Source organism: Pseudomonas sp. C2B4 (genome assembly GCF_013359695.1).
In the GTDB taxonomy this organism is placed as follows: Bacteria; Pseudomonadota; Gammaproteobacteria; order Pseudomonadales; family Pseudomonadaceae; genus Aquipseudomonas.
Genome location: NZ_JABFMU010000028.1, coordinates 56,735 through 78,661 on the forward strand (window position 1 = coordinate 56,735; position 21,927 = coordinate 78,661).

Annotated in this window: 19 protein-coding genes; 13 read left to right on the top strand and 6 right to left on the bottom strand. The window is 60.6% G+C overall.

The features are described from left to right. The first annotated feature begins 230 nt into the window (after positions 1-230). From HNQ83_RS18175 to nuoN, 13 genes are all read left to right on the top strand, one after another. Positions 231-644, top strand: a complete 414-nt coding sequence (locus HNQ83_RS18175) for an NADH-quinone oxidoreductase subunit A (protein WP_003223812.1) — start codon at positions 231-233, stop codon at positions 642-644. Between the two features lie 10 nt (positions 645-654). Then, positions 655-1,329 (top strand): NADH-quinone oxidoreductase subunit B family protein, encoded by a 675-nt coding sequence (locus HNQ83_RS18180; RefSeq protein ID WP_046037844.1) that lies wholly within the window; start codon positions 655-657, stop codon positions 1,327-1,329. Between the two features lie 72 nt (positions 1,330-1,401). Further along, on the top strand, positions 1,402-3,186 hold the full coding sequence (gene nuoC / locus HNQ83_RS18185) for an NADH-quinone oxidoreductase subunit C/D (RefSeq protein ID WP_096510122.1): 1,785 nt from the start codon (positions 1,402-1,404) through the stop codon (positions 3,184-3,186). Between the two features lie 2 nt (positions 3,187-3,188). Continuing rightward, entirely contained in the window at positions 3,189-3,686 is a 498-nt protein-coding gene (gene nuoE / locus HNQ83_RS18190) for an NADH-quinone oxidoreductase subunit NuoE (RefSeq protein WP_008020715.1), read from the top strand. After that, the gene (nuoF, locus tag HNQ83_RS18195; RefSeq protein WP_175390213.1) at positions 3,683-5,038 is read left to right on the top strand and encodes an NADH-quinone oxidoreductase subunit NuoF; all 1,356 of its coding nucleotides are present in this window, start codon (positions 3,683-3,685) and stop codon (positions 5,036-5,038) included. Before nuoE ends, nuoF begins: the two co-directional genes overlap by 4 nt. 137 nt (positions 5,039-5,175) lie before the next feature. Continuing rightward, positions 5,176-7,890, top strand: coding sequence for an NADH-quinone oxidoreductase subunit NuoG (gene nuoG / locus HNQ83_RS18200; protein ID WP_175390214.1), 2,715 nt, complete (start codon positions 5,176-5,178; stop codon positions 7,888-7,890). Further along, positions 7,887-8,894 (top strand): NADH-quinone oxidoreductase subunit NuoH, encoded by a 1,008-nt coding sequence (gene nuoH, locus HNQ83_RS18205; protein WP_175390215.1) that lies wholly within the window; start codon positions 7,887-7,889, stop codon positions 8,892-8,894. Before nuoG ends, nuoH begins: the two co-directional genes overlap by 4 nt. Before the next feature lie 12 nt (positions 8,895-8,906). Beyond that, positions 8,907-9,452, top strand: coding sequence for an NADH-quinone oxidoreductase subunit NuoI (gene nuoI / locus HNQ83_RS18210; RefSeq protein ID WP_178132024.1), 546 nt, complete (start codon positions 8,907-8,909; stop codon positions 9,450-9,452). A gap of 9 nt (positions 9,453-9,461) precedes the next feature. Beyond that, positions 9,462-9,965 carry an NADH-quinone oxidoreductase subunit J gene (nuoJ, locus tag HNQ83_RS18215; protein WP_096510117.1) on the top strand — a complete coding sequence of 168 codons (504 nt, stop codon included), beginning with the start codon at positions 9,462-9,464 and terminating at the stop codon, positions 9,963-9,965. Positions 9,966-9,967: 2 nt separating this feature from the next. Continuing rightward, complete coding sequence (gene nuoK, locus HNQ83_RS18220) at positions 9,968-10,276, top strand: NADH-quinone oxidoreductase subunit NuoK (RefSeq protein WP_007946416.1); 309 nt, start codon at positions 9,968-9,970, stop codon at positions 10,274-10,276. Continuing rightward, on the top strand, positions 10,273-12,126 hold the full coding sequence (gene nuoL / locus HNQ83_RS18225; RefSeq protein ID WP_175390216.1) for an NADH-quinone oxidoreductase subunit L: 1,854 nt from the start codon (positions 10,273-10,275) through the stop codon (positions 12,124-12,126). Before nuoK ends, nuoL begins: the two co-directional genes overlap by 4 nt. A 39-nt stretch (positions 12,127-12,165) precedes the next feature. After that, positions 12,166-13,698: an NADH-quinone oxidoreductase subunit M gene (gene nuoM, locus HNQ83_RS18230; RefSeq protein WP_175390217.1), complete on the top strand. Its 1,533-nt coding sequence runs from the start codon at positions 12,166-12,168 to the stop codon at positions 13,696-13,698. Between the two features lie 7 nt (positions 13,699-13,705). After that, the gene (gene nuoN, locus HNQ83_RS18235; protein ID WP_175390218.1) at positions 13,706-15,169 is read left to right on the top strand and encodes an NADH-quinone oxidoreductase subunit NuoN; all 1,464 of its coding nucleotides are present in this window, start codon (positions 13,706-13,708) and stop codon (positions 15,167-15,169) included. Positions 15,170-15,540: 371 nt separating this feature from the next. Here nuoN and HNQ83_RS18240 read toward each other — a convergent pair whose 3' ends face one another. The 6 genes from HNQ83_RS18240 to HNQ83_RS18265 form a co-directional block, all read right to left on the bottom strand. Next, positions 15,541-17,283 (bottom strand): ABC transporter substrate-binding protein, encoded by a 1,743-nt coding sequence (locus tag HNQ83_RS18240; RefSeq protein ID WP_175390219.1) that lies wholly within the window; start codon positions 17,281-17,283, stop codon positions 15,541-15,543. A gap of 167 nt (positions 17,284-17,450) precedes the next feature. Next, positions 17,451-17,723 carry a DUF2160 domain-containing protein gene (locus HNQ83_RS18245; protein ID WP_175390225.1) on the bottom strand — a complete coding sequence of 91 codons (273 nt, stop codon included), beginning with the start codon at positions 17,721-17,723 and terminating at the stop codon, positions 17,451-17,453. A 10-nt stretch (positions 17,724-17,733) separates the two neighbouring features. Then, positions 17,734-18,534 carry a carbohydrate ABC transporter permease gene (locus tag HNQ83_RS18250; RefSeq protein WP_175390220.1) on the bottom strand — a complete coding sequence of 267 codons (801 nt, stop codon included), beginning with the start codon at positions 18,532-18,534 and terminating at the stop codon, positions 17,734-17,736. Positions 18,535-18,544: 10 nt separating this feature from the next. Further along, a complete protein-coding gene (locus tag HNQ83_RS18255; RefSeq protein WP_175390221.1) occupies positions 18,545-19,411 on the bottom strand; it encodes a carbohydrate ABC transporter permease in 867 nt (288 codons plus the stop codon). Beyond that, the gene (locus HNQ83_RS18260) at positions 19,408-20,523 is read right to left on the bottom strand and encodes an ABC transporter ATP-binding protein (RefSeq protein WP_175390222.1); all 1,116 of its coding nucleotides are present in this window, start codon (positions 20,521-20,523) and stop codon (positions 19,408-19,410) included. The genes HNQ83_RS18255 and HNQ83_RS18260 overlap by 4 nt, the downstream gene beginning before the upstream one ends. Continuing rightward, a complete protein-coding gene (locus tag HNQ83_RS18265) occupies positions 20,523-21,617 on the bottom strand; it encodes an ABC transporter ATP-binding protein (protein ID WP_175390223.1) in 1,095 nt (364 codons plus the stop codon). Before HNQ83_RS18265 ends, HNQ83_RS18260 begins: the two co-directional genes overlap by 1 nt. Positions 21,618-21,927: the final 310 nt, after the last annotated feature.

The following is a 21,927-nucleotide window of genomic DNA, read 5'->3' on the forward strand; positions in this document are numbered from 1 at the left end:
ATTCCTAACAAAACATATTTCCCGAAAAGCCGGCTAATGCCCGCAACGCAAGGCCTACGGCGCTTTTGGCGCTCGCTATGTCCTTATTCCTATAAATAATTTCGCTATAGGAATTTTACTTGCAGGGTGTTGTGCCATAAAATCAGCGGGATTGATTGCTGCGACATATCGTCACTGCTTTGTTTCTTTTCAAGCTCAGAGACCCTTGCTCTCTGTTAAGGATTACCAGCATGCCCGAAGCGACAGGACTCATGGCCCACAACTGGGGCTTTGCCATTTTCCTTCTGGGTGTTGTCGGCCTCTGTGCCTTCATGCTCGGCGTCTCCAGCCTCCTCGGGTCAAAAGCCTGGGGCCGCAGCAAAAACGAACCGTTCGAGTCCGGCATGCTACCTACAGGTGGCGCCCGCTTGCGGCTCTCAGCCAAATTCTATCTGGTCGCGATGCTCTTCGTGATCTTCGATATCGAAGCCCTCTTTCTCTTTGCATGGTCTGTGTCCGTCCGCGAAAGCGGCTGGACCGGATTCGTCGAAGCTCTCGTTTTCATAGCAATTCTGTTGGCAGGTCTTGTCTACCTATTCCGAGTGGGTGCCCTTGACTGGGCTCCGGAAGCTCGGCGCAAGCGGCAAGCGAAGCTGAAACAATGAGGCTTTGGCAATGCAATACAATCTCACCAGGATCGACCCCGATGCTCCTAACGAGCAGTATCCGATTGGCCAACGGGAAACCGTTTCCGATCCGTTAGAAGATCAAGTCCACAAAAACATCTTCATGGGCAAGCTCGAAGACGTGCTTAACGGCACGATCAACTGGGGGCGCAAGAACTCCCTGTGGCCGTATAACTTCGGCCTTTCGTGCTGCTACGTGGAAATGACCACCGCCTTCACGGCGCCCCACGACATCGCGCGCTTTGGCGCCGAGGTTATCCGGGCATCGCCGCGTCAGGCGGATTTCATGGTTATCGCCGGTACCTGCTTCATCAAGATGGCGCCGATCATCCAGCGCCTCTACGAGCAAATGCTCGAACCGAAGTGGGTTATCTCCATGGGTTCGTGTGCCAACTCCGGTGGCATGTACGACATCTACTCCGTCGTTCAAGGGGTGGACAAGTTCCTGCCCGTGGACGTCTACGTGCCTGGCTGCCCGCCCCGGCCTGAAGCATTCCTGCAAGGCTTGATGCTGCTGCAGGAGTCGATTGGCCAGGAGCGTCGCCCGCTTTCCTGGGTTGTTGGCGATCAAGGCGTGTATCGCGCCGAGATGCCTTCCGAAAAGGAAAAGCGCCGCGAACAGCGAATCGCAGTCACCAACCTGCGCAGCCCCGACGAAGTCTGATCCAGTTCCGCTGTTTCAAAGAAACGAAAAACTGGCTTCATTCTTTACGTTGACCGAAAGCGATAAATAACCATGACTACAGGCAGTGCTCTGTACATCCCGCCTTATAAGGCAGACGACCAGGATGTGGTCGTCGAACTGAACAACCGTTTTGGCCCCGAGGCGTTCACCGCCCAGCCTACCCGCACCGGCATGCCGGTGCTTTGGGTTGCCCGCGCCAAACTCGTCGAAGTCCTGACCTTCCTGCGCAACCTGCCCAAGCCTTACGTCATGCTCTATGACCTGCATGGCGTGGACGAGCGTCTGCGCACCAAGCGTCAAGGGCTGCCGAACGGCGTCGACTTCTCCGTGTTCTACCACTTGATGTCGATCGAACGTAATAGTGACGTCATGATCAAAGTCGCCTTGTCCGAGAGCGACCTCAGCCTGCCGACCGTCACCAGCATCTGGCCGAATGCCAACTGGTACGAGCGTGAAGTCTGGGACATGTACGGCATCGACTTCAAAGGCCACCCGCACCTGTCGCGCATCATGATGCCGCCGACCTGGGAAGGTCACCCGCTGCGCAAGGACTTCCCGGCCCGTGCCACCGAGTTCGATCCGTTCAGCCTGACCCTGGCCAAGCAACAGCTCGAGGAAGAAGCCGCGCGCTTCAAGCCTGAAGACTGGGGCATGAAACGTTCCGGCCCGAACGAGGACTACATGTTCCTCAACCTGGGGCCGAACCACCCTTCGGCGCACGGTGCGTTCCGCATCATCCTGCAGCTGGACGGCGAAGAGATCGTCGACTGCGTACCGGACATCGGCTACCACCACCGTGGTGCCGAGAAGATGGCCGAGCGCCAGTCCTGGCACAGCTTCATTCCGTACACCGACCGTATCGACTACCTCGGCGGCGTGATGAACAACCTGCCGTACGTGCTCTCGGTCGAGAAGCTCGCCGGCATCAAGGTGCCAGAGAAGGTCGATGTCATCCGCATCATGATGGCCGAGTTCTTCCGGATCACCAGTCACCTGCTGTTCCTGGGTACCTACATCCAGGACGTCGGCGCCATGACCCCGGTGTTCTTCACATTTACCGACCGTCAGCGTGCCTACACGGTGATCGAAGCCATCACCGGCTTCCGCCTGCACCCGGCCTGGTACCGCATCGGTGGCGTCGCCCACGACCTGCCGCGCGGCTGGGAAAAACTGGTCAAGGATTTCGTCGAGTGGATGCCAAAGCGTCTGGACGAATACCAAAAGGCCGCCCTGGACAACAGCATCCTGCGTGGCCGTACCATCGGCGTTGCCGACTACAACACCAAGCAAGCCCTGGAATGGGGTGTCACCGGTGCCGGCCTGCGTTCGACCGGTTGCGACTTCGACCTGCGTAAAGCACGTCCATACTCCGGCTACGAGAACTTCGAATTCGAAGTGCCGCTGGCGGCCAATGGCGATGCCTACGACCGTTGCATCGTGCGTGTCGAGGAGATGCGCCAGAGCATCAAGATCATCGACCAGTGCCTGCGCAACATGCCGGAAGGCCCGTACAAGGCGGATCACCCGCTGACCACGCCGCCACCGAAAGAGCGCACCCTGCAGCACATCGAAACCTTGATCACGCACTTCCTGCAAGTTTCGTGGGGCCCGGTCATGCCGGCCAACGAATCCTTCCAGATGATCGAAGCGACCAAGGGCATCAACAGTTATTACCTGACGAGCGATGGCGGCACCATGAGCTACCGCACCCGGATCCGTACTCCAAGCTTCCCGCACCTGCAGCAGATCCCTTCGGTGATCAAAGGCAGCATGGTCGCGGACTTGATCGCGTACCTGGGTAGTATCGATTTCGTTATGGCCGACGTGGACCGCTAAGCATGAACAGCACGCTTATCCAGACAGACCGTTTCACCTTGAGTGAAACCGAGCGCTCGGCCATCGAGCACGAGCTGCATCACTACGAAGACCCGCGCGCGGCGTCGATCGAAGCCCTGAAGATCGTCCAGAAGGAACGTGGCTGGGTGCCGGACGGCGCCCTGTACGCCATTGGCGAGATCCTCGGCATCCCGGCCAGCGACGTTGAAGGGGTTGCGACCTTCTATAGTCAGATCTTCCGTCAGCCAGTCGGCCGTCACATCATTCGCGTCTGCGACAGCATGGTCTGCTACATCGGCGGCCACGAGTCCGTGGTCAGCGAAATCCAGAGCAAGCTCGGCATCGGCCTGGGCCAGACCACCGCCGACGGTCGTTTCACCCTGCTGCCGGTCTGCTGCCTCGGCAACTGCGACAAGGCGCCAGCGCTGATGATCGACGACGACACGTTCGGTGATGTGCAGCCTGCCGGCGTTGCCAAATTGCTCGAGGGCTACGTATGACCCTGACTTCCTTCGGTCCTGCCAACCGCATCAAGCGTTCGGCCGAGACTCACCCGCTCACCTGGCGTCTGCGTGACGACGGCGAAGCTGTCTGGCTCGACGAGTACCAGGCCAAGAACGGTTACGCTGCTGCGCGCAAAGCCTTCGCCGACATGGCCCAGGACGACATCGTCCAGACCGTGAAAGACTCCGGCCTCAAGGGCCGCGGTGGCGCAGGCTTCCCCACTGGCGTGAAGTGGGGCCTGATGCCCAAGGACGAATCCATCAACATCCGCTACCTGCTGTGCAACGCGGATGAAATGGAGCCCAACACCTGGAAAGACCGCATGCTGATGGAGCAACTGCCCCATCTGCTGATCGAAGGCATGCTGATCAGTGCCCGCGCACTGAAAACCTACCGTGGCTACATCTTCCTGCGTGGCGAGTACACCACCGCCGCCAAGCACCTGAACCGTGCCGTGGAAGAAGCCAAGGCAGCGGGCCTGCTGGGCAAGAACATCCTGGGCAGCGGCTTCGATTTCGAACTGTTCGTCCACACCGGCGCCGGGCGTTACATCTGCGGTGAAGAAACCGCACTGATCAACTCCCTCGAAGGCCGCCGCGCCAACCCGCGCTCCAAGCCGCCCTTCCCTGCCGCCGTTGGCGTGTGGGGCAAGCCGACCTGCGTGAACAACGTTGAAACCCTGTGCAACGTCCCGGCGATCATTGCCGACGGCGTGGACTGGTACAAATCGTTGGCTCGCGAAGGCAGTGAAGACATGGGCACCAAGCTCATGGGCTTCTCCGGCAAGGTCAAGAACCCGGGCCTGTGGGAACTGCCATTCGGCGTCACCGGTCGCGAGCTGTTCGAAGACTACGCCGGCGGCATGCGCGACGGTTACCAGCTCAAGGCCTGGCAGCCAGGCGGCGCCGGTACCGGCTTCCTGTTGCCGGAACACCTGGATGCACAAATGTACGCCGGCGGAATCGCCAAGGTGGGCACCCGTATGGGTACCGGCCTGGCCATGGCGGTGGACGACAGCATCAACATGGTGTCCCTGCTGCGCAACATGGAAGAGTTCTTCGCCCGTGAGTCGTGCGGTTTCTGCACCCCGTGCCGTGACGGTCTGCCGTGGAGCGTCAAGCTGCTGCGTGCGATCGAGAACGGTCAAGGGCAAGCCGGCGACATCGAGACCCTGCTGGGTCTGGTCGGCTTCCTCGGCCCAGGCAAGACCTTCTGTGCTCACGCACCGGGTGCCGTGGAGCCGTTGGGCAGCGCCATCAAATACTTCCGCCATGAGTTCGAAGCCGGCATCGCGCCTACCAGCGCCGCCGTCCCGCCTCTGGCAAGGCCGATCGTAGTCGGCGCGTAAATGCTTAAAAAAGGCGAAGGGTCCGTGCCCTTCGCTTTTCGTGCGATGACGCCTTTACCGGCTGTTTTGATTCGCGCGGATAACAAGATTCCATTAGCCACGCCCGCTGACACCGGGCCAACGAAGAACTTTGAACCATGGCCACTATCCACGTAGACGGCAAAGAGCTCGAAGTCGATGGGGCAGACAACCTGTTACAGGCATGTCTGTCGCTAGGCCTCGATATCCCTTATTTCTGCTGGCACCCCGCCCTTGGCAGCGTTGGCGCTTGCCGCCAGTGCGCGGTCAAGCAGTACACCGACGAGAACGACAAGCGTGGTCGGATCGTCATGTCCTGCATGACCCCCGCCACCGACGGCAGCTGGATCTCCATCGACGACGAAGAAGCGAAAGTATTCCGCGCCAGCGTCGTTGAATGGCTGATGACCAACCACCCTCACGACTGCCCGGTCTGTGAGGAAGGCGGTCACTGCCACCTGCAAGACATGACGGTAATGACCGGCCACAACGAGCGCCGTTACCGCTTCACCAAGCGTACCCACCAGAACCAGCAACTGGGCCCGTTCATTTCCCACGAGATGAACCGCTGCATCGCTTGCTACCGCTGCGTGCGCTTCTATAAGGACTACGCCGGCGGCACCGACCTCGGTGTGTTCGGCGCCCACGACAACGTGTACTTCGGTCGCGTTGAAGACGGCACCCTGGAAAGCGAGTTCTCCGGCAACCTCACCGAGGTCTGCCCGACCGGTGTGTTCACCGACAAGACTCACTCCGAGCGCTACAACCGCAAGTGGGACATGCAGTTCTCGCCGAGCATCTGTCATGGCTGCTCCAGCGGTTGCAACATCTCCCCGGGCGAGCGTTACGGTGAACTGCGTCGCATCGAAAACCGTTTCAACGGTTCGGTTAACCAGTACTTCCTGTGCGACCGTGGCCGTTTCGGCTATGGCTACGTCAACCGCAAGGACCGCCCGCGTCAGCCTCTGCTGGCCAACGGCGCCAAGCTGACCCTCGACGAAGCACTGGATAAAGCCGCCGACCTGCTGCGCGGTCGCAACATCGTCGGTATCGGTTCGCCTCGCGCCAGCCTCGAAAGCAACTACGCGTTGCGCGAACTGGTCGGCGCCGAGCACTTCTATTCCGGTATCGAAGCCTCCGAACTGGAGCGCATCCGTCTGGTACTGCAGGTGCTGAAAGACAGCCCGCTGCCTGTGCCGAACATGCGCGATATCGAAGACCACGACGCCGTGTTCGTCCTCGGTGAAGACCTGACCCAGACAGCCGCACGCATGGCCCTGGCCCTGCGTCAGTCGGTCAAAGGTAAAGCTGAAGACATGGCCGACGCCATGCGCGTCCAGCCTTGGCTCGACGCCGCGGTGAAGAACATCGGTCAGCACGCGCTGAACCCGCTGTTCATCGCCAGCCTGGCTGAAACCAAGCTCGACGACATCGCCGAAGAGTGCGTTCACGCCGCGCCTGACGACCTGGCCCGCATCGGTTTCGCCGTGGCACACGCCCTCGACGCCAGCGCTCCAGCCGTTGAAGGCCTGGACGCTGAAGCTCTTGAGCTGGCCAAGCGCATTGCCGACGCCCTGCTCGCCGCCAAGCGTCCGCTGATCATCGCCGGTACTTCGCTGGGCTCCAAAGCCCTGATCGAAGCCGCAGCGAACATCGCCAAGGCCCTGAAGCTGCGCGAGAAGAACGGTTCCATCAGCCTGATCGTGCCGGAGGCCAACAGCCTCGGCCTGGCCATGCTCGGTGGCGAATCGGTCGACGCTGCGCTGCAAGCCGTGATCGATGGCAAGGCCGACGCCATCGTCGTGCTGGAAAACGATCTGTACACCCGCACCGACAAAGCCCGTGTCGATGCTGCCCTGACCGCCGCGAAAGTGGTGATCGTGGCTGACCATCAGAAGACCGCCACCAGCGATCGTGCACACCTGGTCCTGCCAGCCGCCAGCTTCGCCGAAGGCGACGGTACCCTGGTCAGCCAGGAAGGCCGCGCCCAGCGCTTCTTCCAGGTGTTCGATCCGAAGTACATGGATGCAAGCATCCTGGTTCACGAAGGCTGGCGCTGGCTGCATGCCCTGCGCGCTACCCTGCTGAACCAGCCGATCGACTGGACCCAGCTGGACCACGCCACTGCTGCGGTGGCTGCAAGCACGCCGCAACTGAACCGCATCGTCGATGCCGCACCGTCCGCCGCGTTCCGCATCAAGGGCATGAAACTGGCCCGTGAACCGCTGCGTTACTCCGGTCGTACCGCCATGCGCGCCGACATCAACGTCCATGAACCGCGTACCCCGCAGGACAAGGACACCGCGTTCGCCTTCTCGATGGAAGGTTACTCGGGTTCGGCCGAACCGCGTCAGCAAGTGCCGTTCGCCTGGTCTCCGGGCTGGAACTCGCCGCAAGCCTGGAACAAGTTCCAGGACGAAGTCGGTGGTCACATCCGTGCCGGCGACCCGGGCACCCGCCTGATCGAAAGCACCGGTGACTCGCTGAACTGGTTCGCCAGCGTTCCGCGTCCGTTCAACCCGGCCCCGGGCACCTGGCAGGTCGTGCCGTTCTTCCACCTGTTCGGCAGTGAGGAGAACTCTTCGAAAGCCGCTCCGGTCCAGGAACGCATTCCGGCCGCTTATGTTGCGCTGGCCAAGTCCGAAGCCGACCGCCTGGGTGTGAACGACGGCGCCATGCTGAGCCTGAACGTGGCTGGCCAGACCCTGCGTCTGCCGCTGCGCATCAACGAAGAACTGGGCGCCGGCCTGGTGGCGTTGCCTGCGGGCATCGCCGGCATTCCGCCAGCGATCTTTGGCAAATCCGTTGACGGTCTGCAGGAGGCAGCGCAATGACCTTGTTCACTCCTGAAGTGATCGACATCATCATCGCGGTCCTCAAGGCCGTGGTGATCCTGCTCGCCGTGGTGGTCTGCGGCGCCCTGCTCAGCTGGGTCGAGCGTCGTTTGCTCGCCCTCTGGCAGGACCGTTACGGTCCGAACCGCGTCGGTCCGTTCGGCGCGTTCCAGATCGCCGCCGACATGATCAAGATGTTCTTCAAGGAAGACTGGACCCCGCCGTTCGCCGACAAGATGATCTTCACCCTGGCACCGGTAGTCGCCATGAGCGCCCTGCTGATTGCCTTCGCGATCATCCCGATCACCCCGACCTGGGGCGTGGCGGATATCAACATCGGTATCCTGTTCTTCTTCGCCATGGCCGGTCTGTCGGTCTACGCGGTGCTGTTCGCCGGCTGGTCGAGTAACAACAAGTTCGCCCTGCTGGGCAGCTTGCGGGCCTCGGCACAAACCGTGTCGTACGAAGTGTTCATGGGCCTGTCGCTGATGGGCATCGTGATCCAGGTTGGCTCGTTCAACATGCGCGACATCGTCGAATACCAGGCGCAGAACCTGTGGTTCATCATTCCGCAGATCTTCGGTTTCCTGACCTTCTTCATCGCTGGCGTGGCCGTGACTCACCGTCACCCGTTCGACCAGCCGGAAGCGGAACAGGAACTGGCCGACGGTTACCACATTGAATACGCCGGCATGAAATGGGGCATGTTCTTCGTCGGCGAGTACATCGGCATCGTGTTGATTTCGGCACTGCTGGTGACCTTGTTCTTCGGTGGCTGGCACGGTCCGTTCGGCATCCTGCCGCAGATCCCGTTCATCTGGTTCGCACTGAAAACCGGTTTCTTCATCATGATGTTCATCCTGTTGCGCGCATCGATTCCGCGCCCACGGTATGACCAGGTGATGGATTTCAGCTGGAAGTTCTGCCTGCCGCTGACCCTCGTCAACATGCTGGTGACCGCTGCGATCGTGTTGCTCAACACGCCCGCCGTCGCGGCTCAGTGAGGATAGAGAATCATGAAGTACATATTTGACATCGTGCATGGCCTCTACACCCAGCTTCGCAGCCTGGTGATGATTTTCGGCCACGCCTTCCGCAAGCGCGACACGCTGCAGTACCCGGAAGAACCGGTCTACCTGCCGCCGCGCTACCGTGGCCGTATCGTCCTGACCCGCGACCCCGACGGCGAAGAGCGTTGCGTAGCCTGCAACCTGTGCGCCGTGGCGTGCCCGGTCGGTTGCATCTCGCTGCAGAAAGCTGAAACCGAAGACGGTCGCTGGTACCCGGACTTCTTCCGCATCAACTTCTCGCGCTGCATCTTCTGCGGCCTCTGCGAGGAAGCCTGCCCGACCACCGCGATCCAGCTGACACCGGATTTCGAGATGGCCGAGTTCAAACGTCAGGACCTGGTTTACGAGAAAGAAGATCTGCTGATCTCCGGCCCCGGCAAAAACCCTGATTACAACTTCTATCGTGTTGCAGGTATGGCGATTGCCGGTAAGCCGAAAGGCTCCGCGCAGAATGAAGCCGAACCGATCAACGTGAAGAGCTTGCTGCCTTAAGGAAGAAAGATGGAATTCGCTTTCTATTTCGCATCGGGTATCGCTGTGGTGTCCACGCTTCGCGTGATCACCAACACCAACCCCGTGCATGCCCTGCTCTACCTGATCATTTCGCTGATCGCCGTGGCGATGACGTTTTTCGCCCTCGGCGCGCCGTTTGCCGGTGTACTGGAAGTGATCGCCTACGCTGGCGCCATCATGGTGCTGTTCGTGTTCGTGGTGATGATGCTGAACCTGGGGCCCGCCTCGGTTCAGCAAGAGCGCGTCTGGCTCAAGCCCGGTATCTGGGGCGGCCCGGTCGCCCTCGCCGCGCTGCTGCTGGTTGAACTGCTGTATGTGCTGTTCTCCCACCAGACCGGCCAGGCCGTCGGCCACACCACCGTAGACGCCAAGGCCGTGGGCATCAGCCTGTTCGGTCCGTACCTGCTGGTGGTCGAACTCGCCTCGATGCTGCTGCTCGCCGCAGCCGTCACGGCGTTCCACTTGGGCCGCAACGAAGCCAAGGAGCAATGACGATGCCTGCTATCCCTATGGAGCATGGTCTGGCGGTCGCCGGCATCCTGTTCTGCCTCGGTCTGGTCGGCCTGATGGTCCGCCGCAACATTCTCTTCGTGCTGATGAGCCTGGAGGTCATGATGAATGCCTCCGCGTTGGCGTTCATCGTTGCCGGTAGCCGCTGGGCTCAGCCGGATGGACAGATCATGTTCATCCTGGTGATCAGCCTGGCAGCCGCCGAGGCCAGTATCGGCCTGGCGATCCTGTTGCAGCTGTACCGCCGCTTCCACACTCTCGATATCGACGCTGCCAGCGAGATGCGCGGATGAATCTTCTCTATCTGACTTTCGTATTCCCTCTCATTGGTTTCCTGCTGCTGTCGTTCTCCCGTGGACGCCTCTCGGAAAACCTCTCGGCGCTGATCGGCGTCGGTTCCGTCGGCCTGTCTGCCATCGTCACCGCTTACGTGATCTGGCAATTCAATGTCGCGCCACCGGAAGGCGGCCACTACACCCAGGTGTTGTGGCAATGGATGGCGGTGGAAGGCTTCACGCCGAACTTCGCGCTGTACCTGGACGGTCTGTCCCTGACCATGCTGGGTGTGGTGGTCGGCGTCGGCTTCCTGATCCACCTGTTCGCGTCCTGGTACATGCGCGGTGAAGCGGGTTACTCGCGCTTCTTCGCCTACACCAACCTGTTTATCGCCAGCATGCTGTTCCTGGTGCTGGGCGATAACCTGTTGTTCCTGTACTTCGGCTGGGAAGGCGTGGGCCTGTGCTCGTACCTGTTGATCGGTTTCTACTACAGCAACCGCAACAACGGTAACGCCGCGCTCAAAGCCTTCATCGTGACCCGCATCGGCGACGTGTTCATGGCCATCGGCCTGTTCATTCTGTTCGCCCAACTGGGCACGCTGAACGTCCAGGAACTGCTGGTGCTGGCACCGCAGAAATTCCAGGCCGGCGACTTCTGGATGGTCATGGCCACCCTGATGCTGCTGGGCGGCGCTGTCGGTAAATCCGCGCAACTGCCGCTGCAAACCTGGCTGGCGGATGCGATGGCTGGTCCTACCCCGGTTTCTGCACTGATCCACGCGGCAACGATGGTAACGGCGGGTGTCTACCTGATCGCCCGTACCCACGGCCTGTTCACCCTGGCGCCGGAGATCCTGCATCTTGTCGGTATCGTCGGCGGCGTGACCCTGGTCCTGGCCGGTTTTGCCGCCCTGGTTCAGACCGACATCAAGCGTATCCTCGCCTACTCGACCATGAGCCAGATCGGCTACATGTTCCTGGCCCTGGGCGTTGGCGCCTGGGACGGCGCGATCTTCCACCTGATGACCCACGCCTTCTTCAAGGCCCTGCTGTTCCTTGCTTCCGGTGCGGTGATCGTTGCCTGCCACCACGAGCAAGACATCTTCAAGATGGGTGGCCTGTGGAAGAAACTGCCTCTGGCCTATGCCAGCTTCATCGTTGGCGGCGCGGCCCTGGCGGCCCTGCCACTGGTGACCGCAGGCTTCTACTCCAAGGACGAAATCCTCTGGGAAGCGTTCGCCAGCGGTAACCACGGCCTGCTCTACGCCGGTCTGGTCGGTGCGTTCATGACCTCGCTGTACACCTTCCGCCTGATCTTCATCGCGTTCCACGGTGAAGCGAAGACCGAAGCCCACGCCGGTCACGGCATCGCTCACTGGCTGCCACTGTCGGTGCTGATCGTGCTGTCGACCTTCGTCGGCGCCATGATCGTTCCACCGCTGCACGGCGTACTGCCGGAAAGCGTCGGCCACGCCGGTGGCGAAGCCAAGCACAGCCTGGAAATCGCTTCGGGCGCCATCGCCCTGGCCGGTATCCTGCTGTCCGCGCTGCTGTTCCTCGGCAAGCGTCGCTTCGTGACCGCCATCGCCAACAGCGGCATCGGCCGTTTCCTGTCGGCCTGGTGGTTCGCTGCCTGGGGCTTCGACTGGATCTACGACAAACTGTTCGTCAAGCCATACCTGGCGATCAGCCACATCCTGCGCAAAGACCCGCTCGACCAGACCATCGGTCTGATCCCGCGCATGGCCAAGGGCGGTCACACTGCCCTGAGCCGTACCGAGACCGGTCAACTGCGTTGGTACGCCGCCTCGATGGCTGCTGGTGCCGTGCTGGTAATCGGCGCCGTCGTGCTGGTAGCGGTCTGATATGAACCTTGCGAACTTGCGAAAGGAATTGAGCCCGTCATGATTCTGCCTTGGCTAATCCTGATCCCCTTCATCGGCGGCCTGCTGTGCTGGATGGGTGAGCGCTTCGGCGCCACCCTCCCCCGCTGGATTGCGCTGATTACCATGTCCCTGCTGCTCGCCCTCGGCCTCTGGCTGTGGGCCCACGGCGACTATTCGTTTGCACCAAAGCCTGGCGCCGACCCGACCTGGGTGCTTGAGTTCAAGCACATCTGGATCCAGCGTTTCGGCATCAGCGTGCACCTGGCCCTCGACGGCCTGTCGCTGCTGATGATCATGCTGACCGGTCTGCTGGGTGTCCTCTCGGTACTCTGCTCGTGGAAAGAGATCCAGCGTCACGTTGGCTTCTTCCACCTGAACCTGATGTGGATCCTGGGCGGTGTCGTCGGCGTGTTCCTGGCCCTCGACCTGTTCATGTTCTTCTTCTTCTGGGAAATGATGCTGGTGCCGATGTACTTCCTCATCGCGCTCTGGGGTCACAGTTCTTCGGACGGCAAGAAAACCCGGATCTACGCGGCGACCAAGTTCTTCATCTTCACTCAGGCTTCCGGCCTGATCATGCTGGTGGCGATCCTGGGCCTGGTACTGGTCAACTTCAACGACACCGGCGTGATTACCTTCAACTACGCCGACCTGTTGAAAACCAAGATGTCGACGACCACCGAGTACATCCTGATGCTCGGCTTCTTCATCGCCTTCGCGGTGAAACTGCCGGTCGTACCGTTCCACTCCTGGTTGCCTGACGCTCACGCCCAGGCGCCGACCGCAGGTTCCGTCGACCTCGCCGGTATCTTGCTGAAAACCGCTGCCTACGGCCTGCTGCGTTTCGCCCTGCCGCTGTTCCCGAATGCGTCGGCCGAGTTCGCGCCGTTCGCCATGACCCTGGGTCTGATCGGGATCTTCTACGGTGCGTTCCTGGCGTTCGCGCAAACCGACATCAAGCGTCTGATTGCCTTCTCGTCCGTTTCCCACATGGGCTTCGTACTGATCGGCATCTACTCCGGCAGCCAACTGGCGCTGCAGGGCGCGGTGATGCAGATGCTGGCGCACGGTCTGTCGGCCGCGGCACTCTTTATCCTGAGTGGCCAGCTGTACGAACGCACCCACACCCGCGACATGCGTGAAATGGGTGGCCTGTGGTCGAAGATCGCTTACCTGCCGGCCCTCAGCCTGTTCTTCGCAGCCGCCTCCCTGGGTCTGCCGGGCACCGGTAACTTCGTCGGTGAGTTCCTGATCCTGATCGGCACCTTCCCGATCGCGCCATGGGTCACCATCATCGCGACGTCCGGCCTGGTGTTCGGTTCGGTCTACTCGCTGATCATGATCCACCGTGCGTACTTCGGTCCGGCCAAGTCGGACGCGGTGCTGCATGGCATGGATGGTCGCGAACTGATCATGGTGGTCGGTCTGGCAGCGCTGCTGATCTACATCGGCGTCTACCCGCAACCGTTCCTCGATACCTCTGCCGCTACGATGCATGGCGTGCAGCAGTGGCTCGGCACCGCCTTCACTCAACTCGCTTCGGCCCGGTAAGAGCGCTATGGAATTCACGACTCAACACTTTATCGCGCTAGCGCCGTTGTTGATCACCAGCGCCACGATCATCGTGGTGATGCTGGCGATCGCCTGGCGCCGCAACCACTCCCAGACCTTCCTGCTGTCGGTGGCGGGCCTGAACCTGGCATTGCTGTCGATCCTGCCGGCCCTGAAAGTCGCGCCTCTGGCCGTGACCCCATTGCTGCAGATCGACACCTTCGCCTGCCTGTACATGGCGCTGATCCTGGTCGCCACCCTCGCCTGTGTGACCCTCGCCCACGCCTACCTCGGCGATGGCGGTTCGGGTTACCCGGGCAACCGTGAAGAACTGTACCTGCTGATCCTGATGGCCGCCGCCGGTGGCCTGGTCCTGGTCAGCGCGCAGCACCTGGCCGGTCTGTTCGTCGGTCTGGAACTGTTGTCGGTACCGGTCTACGGTCTGGTGGCCTACGCCTTCTTCAACAAGCGTTCGCTGGAAGCCGGTATCAAGTACATGGTGCTGTCGGCGGCCGGTTCCGCGTTCCTGTTGTTCGGTATGGCCCTGCTCTACGCTGACGCCGGCTCCCTGAGCTTCGTCGGCATCGGTCAGGCCCTGGCGGCCACCGGCCTGCCAAGCTCGCTGGCGCAACTGGGCCTGGGCATGATGCTGATCGGCCTGGCGTTCAAACTGTCGCTGGTACCGTTCCACCTCTGGACCCCGGACGTTTACGAAGGTGCTCCGGCGCCGGTGGCAGCGTTCCTCGCGACCGCTTCCAAAGTCGCCGTGTTCGCAGTGATGGTGCGTCTGTTCCAGATCTCCCCTGCTGCCAGCAGCGGCGTGCTGAGCAACGTGCTGACCATCATCGCCATCGCATCGATCCTGTTCGGTAACCTGCTGGCCCTGACCCAGAGCAACCTCAAGCGTCTGCTGGGTTACTCGTCCATCGCCCACTTCGGCTACCTGCTGATCGCCCTGGTGGCGAGCAAGGGCCTGGCCGTGGAAGCCATCGGCGTGTACCTGGTCACCTACGTGATCACCAGCCTCGGCGCCTTCGGCGTGATCACCCTGATGTCCTCGCCGTACAACGGTCGTGACGCGGATGCCCTGTACGAATACCGCGGCCTGTTCTGGCGCCGTCCGTACCTGACCGCCGTACTGACCGTGATGATGCTCTCCCTGGCCGGTATCCCGCTGACTGCGGGCTTCATCGGCAAGTTCTACATCATCGCCACCGGTGTCGAGTCGCACCAATGGTGGCTGGTCGGTTCCCTGGTCCTGGGTAGCGCCATCGGCGTGTTCTACTACCTGCGCGTCATGGTCACCCTGTACCTGATCGAACCAAACCTGCGTCGCCACGATGCGCAACTGCACTGGGAACAACGTGCAGGCGGCGTGATGCTGCTGGCCATCGCGGTACTGGCCTTCTTCCTCGGCCTGTACCCACAACCGCTGCTGAACCTGGTTCAGCAATCGGGTCTGGCGGGTTGATCGCTTAGCGACACTTGGCAGTCAACAAAAACGGCACCTTCGGGTGCCGTTTTTGTTTTGTAGGTTACAGAAACCTGTGGCGGGGGAGCTTGCTCCCGTTTGCCTGCGAAGCAGGGACCAGAACTTCACACTGTTGTTGGGACTGCTGCGCAGTCCAGCGGGAGCAAGGTTTCTATTGTTCTGATGAGCATTGATCAGGCTGAAATGCCCCTTCGCGAGCAGGCTCGCTCCCACAGTGGATCTACTGTGAACACAAAGTAAGTGAGCACTTGAGATTGATTGTGGGAGCGAGCCTGCTCGCGAAGAGGCCTTATCAGGCACCAACAAAAACGGCACCTTCCGGTGCCGTTCGCCTTTCACACTCCAGACGTTTATTTACGCGCCGCCTCCCACGATTTCAGCAGTTCGGCATAGCTCACGGTTTCGCCCTGCGGCTTCTCGTTCGCCAGTTTCGGTTTCGGGGCGCCCGGTTGGTCGAACCAGTATTGCGCGTCGCGCTCGGGGTTCATTTTCGGGGCACAGGTGGCTTGGGCCTTCGAACGCTCCAGACGAGTCATGATCGCGTCTTGATCCTTGGCCAGACCATCGAGTGCCTCTTGCGGGGTTTTCTCGCCGCTGGCGGCTTCGGCGATGTGGCTCCACCACAGTTGCGCCAGACGTGGGTAGTCCGGCACGTTGGTCCCGGTCGGGGTCCATTGCACGCGGGCCGGGCTGCGGTAGAACTCCACGAGGCCACCGAGTTTCGGTGCCAGGTCGGTCATGGCCTGCGAGTTGATGTCCGATTCGCGGATCGGGGTCAGGCCGACGATGGTTTTCTTCAGCGAGACGGTTTTCGACGTCACGAACTGCGCGTACAGCCAGGCTGCCAGTTTCTGTTTCTCAGGCGTGGACTTCATGAAGGTCCAGGAACCGGTGTCCTGATAACCGAGCTTCATGCCCTCTTCCCAGTACGGTCCTTTCGGCGACGGCGCCATGCGCCATTTCGGCGTACCGTCGGCGTTCACCACGGGCAGGCCCGGTTTGGTCATGTCGGCGGTAAACGCTGTGTACCAGAAGATCTGCTGGGCGATGTTGCCCTGGGACGGCACGGGGCCGGACTCGGAGAAGGTCATGCCCGCCGCTTCCGGTGGCGCGTACTTCTTCAGCCAGTCGACGTACTTGGTGGTCGCATAAACCGCTGCCGGACCGTTGGTATCGCCACCACGGGTCACACTGGAACCGACCGGGTGGCAATCCTCGACGCGAATGCCCCACTCGTCCACCGGCAAACCGTTGGGGATGCCTTTGTCGCCGGCACCGGCCATGGAGAACCAGGCATCGGTGAAACGCCAGCCCAGGGACGGGTCTTTCTTGCCGTAGTCCATGTGCCCGTAGACACGCTTGCCGTCGATTTCCTTGACGTCTTCACTGAAGAACTTGGCGATGTCTTCATAGGCCGACCAGTTCACCGGTACACCCAGCTCGTAGCCGTACTTTTCCTTGAACTTGGCTTTCACGTCGGCGCGCTCGAACCAGTCGGCGCGGAACCAATAGAGGTTGGCAAACTGCTGGTCGGGCAATTGATAGATCTTGCCATCCGGTGCGGTGGTGAAGGAGATGCCGATGAAGTCCTTGATGTCCAGGGTCGGCGAGGTGAAGTTCTTGCCCTCGTTGGCCATCAGGTCGGTGATCGATTCAGTCTTGCCGTAGCGGAAGTGCGTGCCGATCAGGTCCGAGTCATTGACCCAGCCGTCATAGATGTTCTTGTCCGATTGCATCTGGGTCTGCAGCTTTTCCACCACGTCGCCTTCCTGCAGCAGGTCATGGGTCAGCTTGATCCCGGTGATCTCGGTGAACGCCTTGGCCAGCACCTTGGACTCATACTCGTGGGTGGCGATGGTTTCCGACACCACTTTGATGCTCATCCCGCGAAACGGCTCCGCCGCCTTGATGAACCACTTCAGCTCTTCGAGCTGTTGATCGGCCGTCAGGGTGGATGGCTTGAATTCACTGCCGATCCATTTCTTCGCGGCGTCTTCATAGGCATCGGCCCAGGCCGAAGCGCTCAAACCGCTGAGTGCCAGCATGGCTGCCAATGAAATGCTATGTCGCAGCTTATTGTTTTTGTCGAACATAAGACCTCCTTATTGAATTTGGGAGCAGGCTCTGTACGAGAGCTGCCTGCGCGTCGATCATGCTGCGTTAAAAACAGGCTCGGTATGCTCATTGACTGACGTCAACTCCGCTACCTCGCCTGTTTTTGCCTTGCCTGATCGCCGCTCGGCGAGCTCTCGTACAGACCCTAACCCCAGCGCATCACAGCCAACAGCCACACCAGGGACAACGCGAACGCTATCCAGATGCTCCAGTCGGTCACGCCGATGACCAGCAAATGCAGGTAGGCGCTGCCGAGAAGACCGATGAACAACCGATCGCCACGGGTGGTGGCAATCGGCAAAAAGCCCCGCCGAAGAATGCTCGGCGAACGCAATTCCCAGGTGGTCATACCCACCAGAATCAAAGCAATAACACTGAAGAATGCCGCCGTCGGGACGGTCCAGCTCATCCATTCCATCATCGACTCCTCATACCCGGCCCAGGGCAAAGCCCTTGGCCACGTGGTTGCGAACAAACCAGATCACCAGCATGCCCGGCAGGATAGTCAACACCCCCGCCGCCGCCAGTACGCCCCAGTCGATGCCGGACGCCGACACCGTGCGCGTCATCACCGCCGCGATGGGTTTGGCGTTCACCGACGTGAGGGTTCGCGCCAGCAACAGTTCGACCCAGGAAAACATGAAGCAGAAAAACGCCGTCACGCCGATGCCGGAGCCAATCAACGGGACGAAAATCTTCACGAAGAACTTGGGAAAACTGTAGCCGTCGATGTAGGCGGTTTCGTCGATTTCCTTGGGCACGCCCGACATGAAGCCTTCGAGAATCCACACCGCCAGCGGCACGTTGAACAGGCAGTGAGCCAGCGCCACGGCGATGTGGGTGTCGAACAGCCCGATCGAGGAATACAGCTGGAAGAACGGCAGCAGGAACACCGCCGGTGGTGCCATGCGGTTGGTCAGCAGCCAGAAGAACAGGTGCTTGTCGCCGAGGAAGCGGTAGCGCGAGAAGGCATAGGCCGCCGGCAACGCCACGCTCAGGGAAATGATCGTGTTCAGGCTCACGTAGTACAGCGAGTTGAGGTAACCGGTGTACCAGGCCGGATCAGTGAAAATCACCTTGTAGTTGTGGAAGGTGAAATCCTGGGGAAACAGCGTCAGGCCGCTGAGGATTTCGGTGTTGCTCTTGAAGGACATGTTCAGCAGCCAGTAGATCGGCACCAGCAGGAACAGGATGTAGACCAGCAACGGAATCAGCTTTCTTTTGCTCATGGCGCGGGCCTCAACGGTTGGCGTCAGAGTGAGTCATGGCGGTGTAGAACAGCCAGGACACCAACAGGATGATCAGGAAGTACACCAGCGAGAATGCCGCGGCCGGGCCCAGGTCGAACTGGCCGATCGCCATTTGCGTCAGGGTCTGGCTGAGGAAGGTCGTGGCATTGCCCGGCCCGCCACCGGTCAGCACGAACGGCTCGGTGTAGATCATGAAACTGTCCATGAAGCGCAGCATCACTGCGATCAGCAACACGCTCTTGAGCTTGGGCAACTGGATGTGCCGGAACACCGCCCAGTTCGATGCACGGTCGATCCGCGCCGCCTGGTAGTACACGTCCGGAATCGCCCGCAGACCGGAGAAACACAACAGCGCCACCAGCGACGTCCAGTGCCAGACATCCATCACCAGCACAGTGACCCAGGCGTCCATGGTGTTCGCCGCATAGTTGTAGCTGATGCCCATGGCGTTGAGGCTCGAACCGAGCAGGCCGATGTCGGCCCGGCCGAAAATCTGCCAGATGGTGCCCACCACGTTCCACGGGATCAGCAACGGAATCGCCAGGATGATCAGCACCACCGACGACCAGCGGCCCTTGGTCGGCATGGTCAGGGCGATCGCGATCCCCAGCGGGATTTCGATCAGCAGCACGCAGGCCGAATAAATGAACTGACGCAGCAACGAGTCATGCAGGCGCGGATCGAGCAACACCTGCTTGTACCAATCGGCACCGACGAAGTAGCGGCTGGACTGATCGAAGATGTCCTGCACCGAATAGTTGACCACGGTCATCATCGGGATCACCGCACTGAACGCCACCAGCAGGAACACCGGAAGCACCAGCCACCAGGCCTTGTTGTTCTGCACCTTGTTCATGGCTGCACCTCATTGGGAGCTTGCGCCTCCAGCAGGAATTCATCGGCGTAGACCATCAGCCATTGCGCTGGAAAACTGATGTAGGCCGTGCCTTCGGGCACCGGCTTGTCTTCGGCCAGGCGCACTTTCAGCGGCACGCCATCGAGGTTCAGGGTCATGATCTTGTAGGTGCCGAGGTCTTCGACGTGTATGACCTGTGCCCGCAGCGCGTCATCGAATGGCTCGTCCCACACGTGGACGAACTCTGGCCGAATGCCGACCTTCAGGGTTTTCCAGGTGGACTCGGCGATGCGCCTTTGCATGGCCTCGGACAGCGGCAGGTGGGTCGAGGCGAACCCGACGCCACCCGGTTGCGGCTGCACCTCGATCAGGTTCATGCCGGGGCTACCAATGAAGTAACCGACGAAGGTATGGCTCGGCCGCTCGAACAATTCCCGCGGCGTGCCGAACTGCACGATTTGCCCGCCGTACATCACCGCGATCTTGTCGGCGAAGGTCGACGCCTCCAGTTGATCGTGGGTGACGTAGACCATGGTGATGTTGAACTGCTCATGGATCTGCTTGAGCTTGCGCCGCAGCTTCCACTTCAGGTGCGGGTCGATCACCGTCAGCGGTTCATCGAACAGGATCGCCGACACGTCGTCGCGTACCAGACCACGGCCCATGGAGACTTTCTGTTTTTCATCGGCGGTGAGGTTGCGGGCCTTTTTGTTGAGTAAGTTCTGAAGGTCGAGGACTTCAGCGATTTCCTGCACCTTGGTGTGAATTTTCGCTTCGGCCATGCCCTGGTTGCGCAAGGGGAAGGCCAGGTTGTCGAACACCGTCATGGTGTCGTAGACCACCGGAAACTGGAAAACCTGGGCGATGTTGCGCTTCTCCGGCGTCAGGGTGTTGACCGCTTTGCCGTCGAACAGCACATGGCCCTGGGACGGGCTGAGCAACCCGGAAATGATGTTGAGCAAGGTCGACTTGCCGCAACCCGACGGGCCGAGCAAGGCATAGGCCCCACCCTGCTCCCAGATATGGTCCATCTCGCGGATCGCGTAATCCTCAGGGCCGCTCGGCGTGCTGGTGTAACTGTGGGCGAGGTTCTGCAAACGGATTTCGGCCATCAGGCAACCCTCGCGACACGCCGGCCCGGCGCCTGGATTAGCCGCCCCTGCGTATCGAACACAAACAGTTTATGGGTCGGGATGTAGATGCGGATCGGCGCATCGACGTCGTATTCGTGGACACCGGGCAAGTGCAGCACCAGCAGGAAATGCTCGTTGCGCACGTGCAGGAAGGTTTCCGAACCGCTGATTTCGGCGACTTCGACCGTCACCGCCAATTCGAGGTCATCGTCGTTGCTCGGCACCAGCGAGATATGGCTGGGACGCACGCCGAAGCGGAACTCGCCCTCGCCCACCGGGCGCAAGTCCACGTTGAGCGGGAAGTGAACAAAATTGGCGAAGCTCACTTCGTTGCCGGCGATGCGGCCCGGCATCAGGTTGATGGGCGGTTCGGAAAACAGCTCGGCCGCCAGCACGGTCTGCGGCTGGTGATAGACCTCGGATGACTTGCCGCTCTGGACCACACGGCCTTCGTGAAGAATCGTGGTGGTGCCGCCCAGTGCCAGGGCCTCGTTGGGCTCGGTGGTGGCATAGATGGCGATGGTGTGGTGCGCCTTGAACAGCTCGCGCATTTCCTGGCGCAGTTCCTCGCGCAACTTGTAGTCGAGGTTGACCAGCGGTTCGTCGAACAGGATCAGCTCGGCGTCCTTGACCAGCGCCCGGGCCATGGCCGTGCGCTGTTGCTGGCCACCGGAAAGTTCGAGGGGATGGCGCTGGAGGAATTTCTCGATGCGCAGCATCTTCGCGGTTTCCAGCACCTTGCTCTGGATCAGCTCGTTGGACACACCGGCCTGGCGCAAGGGCGAGGCGATGTTCTCGAAGACGGTCATGGTCGGGTAATTGATGAACTGCTGATACACCATCGACACGTTGCGCAAACGCACCGGGCGCTGGGTGACATCGACGCCATTCATCAGGATGCGACCAGTGTCAGGCTTGTCCAGCCCGGCCATCAGGCGCATGAGACTGGTTTTGCCGGACAGCGTGCGTCCGAGCAAAACGTTGAAGGATCCGGGTTCGAAACGCAGACACGCATCGTCAATCCAGGTCTGGCCCTCGACGGTGCGGCTGACATGCTCCAGGGTTAATGACATGGCTCGGCCTTTTTTATTTTTGGAGTCAAGCGACCGGAGCTACATAGCGACATTTGTGCCAGAAATCGCAAGCGATTGATCTGACTGGAAAAACCAAAAATCCAGATGGAAACGGCGTTCGATGCTGAACACAAATGAACAACTGTGGCTGAACAACTGAACACTTCAGCGGTTGACAGTGAACATTAGTGAACAACACTCTATGGATACTTTTTGCGGAACCTGTGGGAGCGAGCCTGCTCGCGAAAGCGTCGGGACAGGCACATTGAAGGTGTCTGACACGACGCTTTCGCGAGCCGGGCTCGTATAC